At 53.8% G+C, this 6,163-nt stretch carries 6 protein-coding genes and 1 tRNA gene; 5 read left to right on the forward strand and 2 right to left on the reverse strand.

Going from position 1 to position 6,163, the window contains the following annotated elements; genetic code table 11:
- Positions 1-20: 20 nt before the first annotated feature.
- The gene (locus tag P8Y39_03755; protein ID MEJ2191451.1) at positions 21-188 is read right to left on the reverse strand and encodes a hypothetical protein; all 168 of its coding nucleotides are present in this window, start codon (positions 186-188) and stop codon (positions 21-23) included.
- Positions 189-455: 267 nt separating this feature from the next.
- Between P8Y39_03755 and tig the strand changes: the two genes are divergently transcribed.
- From tig to P8Y39_03780, 5 genes are all read left to right on the forward strand, one after another.
- Entirely contained in the window at positions 456-1,700 is a 1,245-nt protein-coding gene (gene tig, locus P8Y39_03760; GenBank protein ID MEJ2191452.1) for a trigger factor, read from the forward strand.
- Positions 1,697-2,290 (forward strand): ATP-dependent Clp endopeptidase proteolytic subunit ClpP, encoded by a 594-nt coding sequence (gene clpP / locus P8Y39_03765; protein MEJ2191453.1) that lies wholly within the window; start codon positions 1,697-1,699, stop codon positions 2,288-2,290. Before tig ends, clpP begins: the two co-directional genes overlap by 4 nt.
- A gap of 14 nt (positions 2,291-2,304) precedes the next feature.
- Positions 2,305-3,540: an ATP-dependent Clp protease ATP-binding subunit ClpX gene (gene clpX, locus P8Y39_03770; protein MEJ2191454.1), complete on the forward strand. Its 1,236-nt coding sequence runs from the start codon at positions 2,305-2,307 to the stop codon at positions 3,538-3,540.
- A gap of 116 nt (positions 3,541-3,656) precedes the next feature.
- Positions 3,657-3,744: transfer RNA gene (locus P8Y39_03775), tRNA-Ser, on the forward strand.
- A 301-nt stretch (positions 3,745-4,045) separates the two neighbouring features.
- Positions 4,046-5,536, forward strand: coding sequence for a hypothetical protein (locus P8Y39_03780; protein ID MEJ2191455.1), 1,491 nt, complete (start codon positions 4,046-4,048; stop codon positions 5,534-5,536).
- 431 nt (positions 5,537-5,967) lie between these two features.
- On the opposite strand, the gene P8Y39_03785 is transcribed toward P8Y39_03780, so the two are convergent.
- The coding region (locus P8Y39_03785) for a hypothetical protein (protein ID MEJ2191456.1) at positions 5,968-6,163 on the reverse strand (196 nt) is incomplete at its 5' end.

Here is a 6,163-nt window from a genome sequence, read left to right on the forward strand (position 1 = left end):
CAAAGAGGTGCGGACACCCGCTACAGGTGCTCGGGCTTTTCTGCGGAGCTGAGGAGGCGCTTTATGAGAAGGTGCCGTTCACTCAAGGTGAGATCGAAGTAAAAGGCGCTCTCCATGAGAATCTCCACCAGCTCCTTGAGCTTGAGTTCCGGGGCCTGCGTTTTCAGCATGGCTTCCGCCTCCTTCATCCGGCCTTCCTGAAAAAACATGGTGCAACTTCCATGCCCATATCGAAAGTGGCTGATTATACGCGGAAATCGCGTCTGGAATCTATCGGCTTTGTTGCAAAATCACAAAAAAGGGGAAGGGCGTGTGTAAAAAAAGGTGATATCCCCACTTTTCCCTGGGGAAAAGACCACACCGGCAAGGCCGCATCCCCGCATGTGCAGGAGGCGGCGAAGGCCCAAAATCCCCTAAATTGACAAAGGGTTATCAATTGAATTAATCTAAAAATCATGTTGAAAAACGTCGAGAGCATAAGTGCGACCAAGAAGCGCATCCACATAGAGGTCCCCGGGGAGGCCATGGAGGGGGAGATACAGAGCTCCCTGAACGCCCTGAGGCAGAAGAGCCGTCTTCCTGGGTTCCGCCCGGGGAAGGCTCCCATGGGGCTCATCGAGAAGCGCTACGGGAAGGACGTGGAGTCCCAGGCCGTGGAGAAGATGGTGCCGGAGTACTACTCCCGGGCGCTCGAAGAAGCGGAGCTGACGCCGGTCTCGGCGCCCGTCATCGAGGGCGGCATGGAGTACAAGAGAAACGGCCCCCTTTCTTTCAGCGTGACCGTGGAGGTCATGCCCGAGATAAAGGACCTCCATTACGAGGGCGTGAAGGTCACGGACCTGCCCCGCGAGGTGAGCGAGGAGGACATGGACAAGACCCTCCAGAAGCTCCGGCGGGAGAGGGCCTCCTACGAGCCCTCTGAGGAGCCCGCGGGCCAGGGGGACATGGTCGTCATGGACTACGAGACCGTGGGGGAGGAAGAAGGCTCCCGCGGAACGGACGAGGTCTTCGAGGTGGGCAGCGGGCAGTTGCCCCCGGAGTTCAGCGAAAACGTCACGGGCAAGAAGAAGGGCGAGACGGTGGAGTTCGACGTGGCCTTTCCTGAGGAGCATCCGGAGGAGCCAGCGGGCGGGACGCAGCGCTTCCGGGTGACCCTGAAGGAGGTAAAGAACGTCTGCCTTCCCGAGCTGGACGACGAGTTTGCCAAGGACATGGACTTCGACGACCTCGCCAAACTCAGGGAGCACGTGCGGGAGCGGCTGGAGAAGTCCAAGAACGAGCAGGTGGACAACATCCTCAAGGCCGAGGTCCTGAAGAAGGTCATCGGGGCGCACGAGCCGGAGGCTCCGGAGTCGCTCCTCAAGCAGGAGCTCGACCACCTGGTCGCCCGGGCCCGGGCCCAGGGGCGCCGTGAGGACAGCGAGGAGGCCCTCCGGGAGGAGCTCCGCCCCGAGGCGGAGCGGCAGGTCAGGGCGAGCCTTCTTCTTCGGGTCATCGGGAAGAAGGAGGGCGTGGAGGTCGCCGAGGAGGACGTCAAGAACAGGGTCGTGGAGCTCGCCATGCGGCTCCACTTGACGCCCGAGAACGTGGTAAAGTACTACGTCTCCAGGGACGGGTCCCTGGAGGGGTTGAAGGACTCCATTTTCGAGGAGAAAGTCCTCGACATACTGTTGAAGCGAGCAGAGGTCGAACAACCATGAGCATAATTCCCATTGTCATCGAGCAGACCGGGCGGACGGAGCGTGCCTACGACATATACTCCCGTCTTCTGAGGGACAGGATCGTCTTCATCGGCACCCCGATAGACGACGCGGTGGCCAATACGGTCATCGCACAGCTCCTGTTCTTGCAGACCGAGGAGCCGGAGAAGGACATCCACCTGTACGTCAACTCCCCGGGAGGCATCGTCTCCTCGGGACTGGCCATATACGACACCATGCAGTACGTGCGGCCCGACATCGCCACCTACTGCATCGGGCAGGCGGCCAGCATGGCGGCGGTGCTCCTGATGGCCGGGACCAGGGGGAAGCGCTACGCGCTGCCGCACTCCCGGGTCATGATACACCAGCCCATCGGGGGGTTTCAGGGACAGGCGGCCGACATCGAGATTCATGCGCGGGAGATGCTGAAGGTCAAGGATTCCCTCACCCGCATCATCAACGCGCACACGGGCCAGCCCCTGGAGAAGATATCCGAGGACACCGACCGGGACTTCTTCATGTCGGGCGACGAGGCGTGCGAGTACGGCATCGTGGACACCGTCATCACCTCCACGAAAAAGGTGCAGTAACCAGGAGGTCTTTTTTGCCCAAGAAAGAAGAGACACAGTACAAATGCTCTTTCTGCGGACGGGCGCAGGAGGAGGTCAAGAAGCTCATCGCCGGCCCCACGGTGTTCATCTGCGACGAGTGCGTGGGCCTGTGTAACGAGATCATCGCCGACGAGCTGGACGCCGAGGTGCGGGAGGCCGACCTTCCGAAGCTTCCCACCCCCCAGGAGCTGAAGGCGTCCCTGGACGAGTACGTGGTGGGCCAGGAGCAGGCGAAGAAGATCCTCTCGGTGGCCGTCTACAACCACTTCAAGCGCATATACACGACCCAGGACGCGGACATCGAGCTTCAGAAGTCCAACATCCTGCTCATCGGGCCCACCGGCACGGGGAAGACCCTGCTGGCGCAGACGCTGGCCACGCTGCTGGACGTGCCCTTCACCATCGCCGACGCCACCACGCTCACCGAGGCGGGCTACGTGGGGGAGGACGTGGAAAACATCATCCTCAAGCTCCTGCAGGCGGCGGACTTCGACGTGGAGCGCGCCCAGAGGGGCATCGTCTACATCGACGAGATAGACAAGATAAGCCGCAAGTCCGACAACCCCTCCATCACCCGGGACGTCTCGGGCGAGGGCGTGCAGCAGGCCCTGCTGAAGCTCATCGAGGGCACCACGGCCAACATCCCCCCGCAGGGGGGGCGGAAGCACCCGCAGCAGGAGTACATCCAGGTGGACACGGCCGGGATACTGTTCATCTGCGGCGGGGCCTTCGTGGGGCTGGAGGACATCATCGCCCGGCGGACCGGCAAGAAGGTGGTGGGCTTTGGCAGCGAGGCCCAGAGCCCGGCCGGAAGACGGGTGGGCGAGTTCCTCCGCCTGGCCGAGCCGGAGGACCTGATAAAGTTCGGGCTCATCCCGGAGTTTGTGGGCCGCGTGCCCGTGGTGGCCACGCTGGAGGAGCTGGACGAGGCGGCCCTCATCACGATACTCACCCAGCCCCGTAACGCGCTGGTCAAGCAGTTCCAGAGGCTCCTGCACCTGGACAACGTGCGGCTCAGGTTCACCGAGGGCGCCCTCCGCGCGGTGGCCCGGAAGGCCATCCAGCGGAAGTCCGGGGCGCGGGGGCTGCGCTCCATCCTGGAGGACGCCATGCTGGACGTGATGTACGAGATTCCCTCGGACAAGAGCATCACCGAGTGCGTCATCAACGAGGAGGTCATCGAGAAGGGCGAAAAGCCGGTCCTCATCTACGAGAAGCGCTCGGCGTAAGCGGCTTTCCCAGAGAGAGCACGAAACGACTCCCGGCGTCTAGGGGCGCCGGGAGTTTTGTTTGCGGAGGGCTTTGGTAAAGGCCGGTGCGGCGGTTATAATGGAAAGGCTGCCGTGGAGGGGTGGCCGAGTGGTTGAAGGCGGCGGTCTTGAAAACCGCTGTAGGGCAACCTACCGTGGGTTCGAATCCCACCCCCTCCGCCAATGTTTTCTTTATTATTCAATAGGTTACTGCGTCCTTTGTGCTCGAATAACCGTCACCAAACCGTCACCAACAGTTTCACAAAGGTTTAACTCTACTGTGTCTCCTTCCTTCCTAGAAGTGAGATTGAAAGATATCGTCAAGTATAGGTTATAACCAGCAATCGATAGCATAAATGGTCGCCAGTCCCCATTAATATTACTCGGCCCCTGCCTTATCAACATTTGACCCCTTAGGCTTTTTTATGCTACTTTCAGATGGTTATTTGGCGGGGTATAGGAGATGATTAATAATAAATAAGCTATGAGAGTCTACTTCTCTGACATATTCGATGTTGACCCTGCTTTAATTGAACAATATGGTGCGTTTAACATATCTCTTATTAATGACCTTCCACTTTTCATAGATCCTTTTCTACTCTTCAACAGCAAAGATGAAGTTTACCAGACACTGCATGACGAAATATTAAGATATCTTTCATTTTTACGCGAGATGTCTTTAAAAGGTCCCATTAATCGTGGGCTTCTTAAAGCTTGGTTCATATTCCCTGAGGTGAAGCAAAACTGGTTGGGCTATAGTCTAATTGGCAATAGTGGCAGCGGCCTGGGGATTGATTTTGCAAGAGCTCTTCACAGCAATCTCAGCGACATCTTCTCGAATTTTGGTAATGAAACTATCACTGCAAGTAGCCACTTAGAGAAACTTTGCCTTATAAAAGAAAATGTAGGTAGAGACAACATTAGCGATTTCACAACAAATCTAATCAAGCATTTCTTATTAGACTATACTCAGAAATTTGCAAAACAGCATATCGATAAATCACAAAGAGAAATATTCGCCATTCCCAAAGTGGCATTTAATTATAATTCGCATTCATGGATGTCAGAAAAATATGATCTTCCCTGCTATAACTCAGACTTTGTCTTGCTCACTCCTAAGGATATTCTTACCAAAGATGACACTTGGATTAACAAGTCTGATATTGTGGGCAAATTTAGCGATATTGTAATTTCTATTCCCAATTCTCAACTAAGGGCGCAATTGAATTATTATTTTGTATCCAATCTGCCAAAACCACAGAAAAAGAAAAGGGGCAGGGGTGATAAGCAACCTTCTAAACGCGATATCGCCATAGCGGTTGGAAAGGTTATAAATGAATACCCTGAACTAATTGACTACTATATTCGCTATAAAGAAGATGCTGGCGATGAAGCCAAATCAGTTAGCGAACAAAAGGTGAGGGCAACGGAAGCGCTCTTTATAGAAACGCTTTCTTCGTTTATCACTAAAGTCTTCAAAACATCAGATTTCTATAGTGTTGGATATGATACGCTTGAAGAGAGCTATAAAAGGGTGATATTTTTAAAAAATGTGATTGAGAACAAAGACGGGTATAGAATTTTTTACATAAAGGGCGAGCCAATAAGAAGAGAGAAAGATCTTCAGATTATGTTTCGATTAACATGGTTTGCATCACCCTCAGATGTTACTCGTGAAGCTAATGAAGGCCGCGGCCCAGTTGATTACAAGATTTCAAAGGGGAGTAAGGATAAGACACTTGTTGAATTTAAACTCGCCTCGAATACGAGGTTAGTCCAGAATCTCGCAAAACAAGTTGAAATATACCAACGAGCTCATGACACCGACAAGGCAATAAAGGTTATCCTGTTCTTCAGTGCCGAAGAAGAGAAAAGAGTAAATAGTATTTTAAAAGAACTTCACTTAAATAATGAGAAATATGTCATATTAATAGATGCGAGAAGGGACAACAAACCCTCTGCATCAGTGGCATGAGATTCAACAGGTTAAAATGAGCAGAAAAAGTATCTTTTACTACCCAAATATGTTTAGGCTATATTTGTGAGAATTGGATGAGACAAGACATTTACATTTGGTCTGAAGGTGATGTAATGAGAAGTCTCATGGACTCCTTGGGATTGCCGAGAAGCGAAGGATATATTCATATCAAGGATACTGAAGGCTTCCTTGATGTCACCGCACGAAGAGAACACAAGGAAGATAAGTAGCAGAATAGAAAACTTCAGGAAATGTGACAGGACCTTTCTCATTGTCCTTGACCTCCAGGATATAGATGCCCGTTATTGTCCACCCGAGGACCGACAGAATGCGCAATGCGTTATGGCGGGCAGGGCGGAAACCCAGAGGTACCGCCCCTTATAGCCCGTCCGGTATTTCTTAAAAGTCGTTATGCGCTCTCCTCCACCTCAGCGGACTGCGAGACCCTGCGCAAAAATGGAAAGACCCCCGGCGACCGTGCCAAGGTCGGTCAGGCTGCCATCGGATTCGATTTTAAACATGTCGATGGTTTCAGAGGCGGGGTCCAAGGCGTACAGGAAACGGCCATTGACACTGACGTCCATATCGATTGGCCGGTTGCCGAAACCAGCAGTCGCATCGAGC

The organism is Nitrospirota bacterium (assembly GCA_037386965.1).
Taxonomy (GTDB): domain Bacteria; phylum Nitrospirota; class Thermodesulfovibrionia; order Thermodesulfovibrionales; family JdFR-86; genus JARRLN01.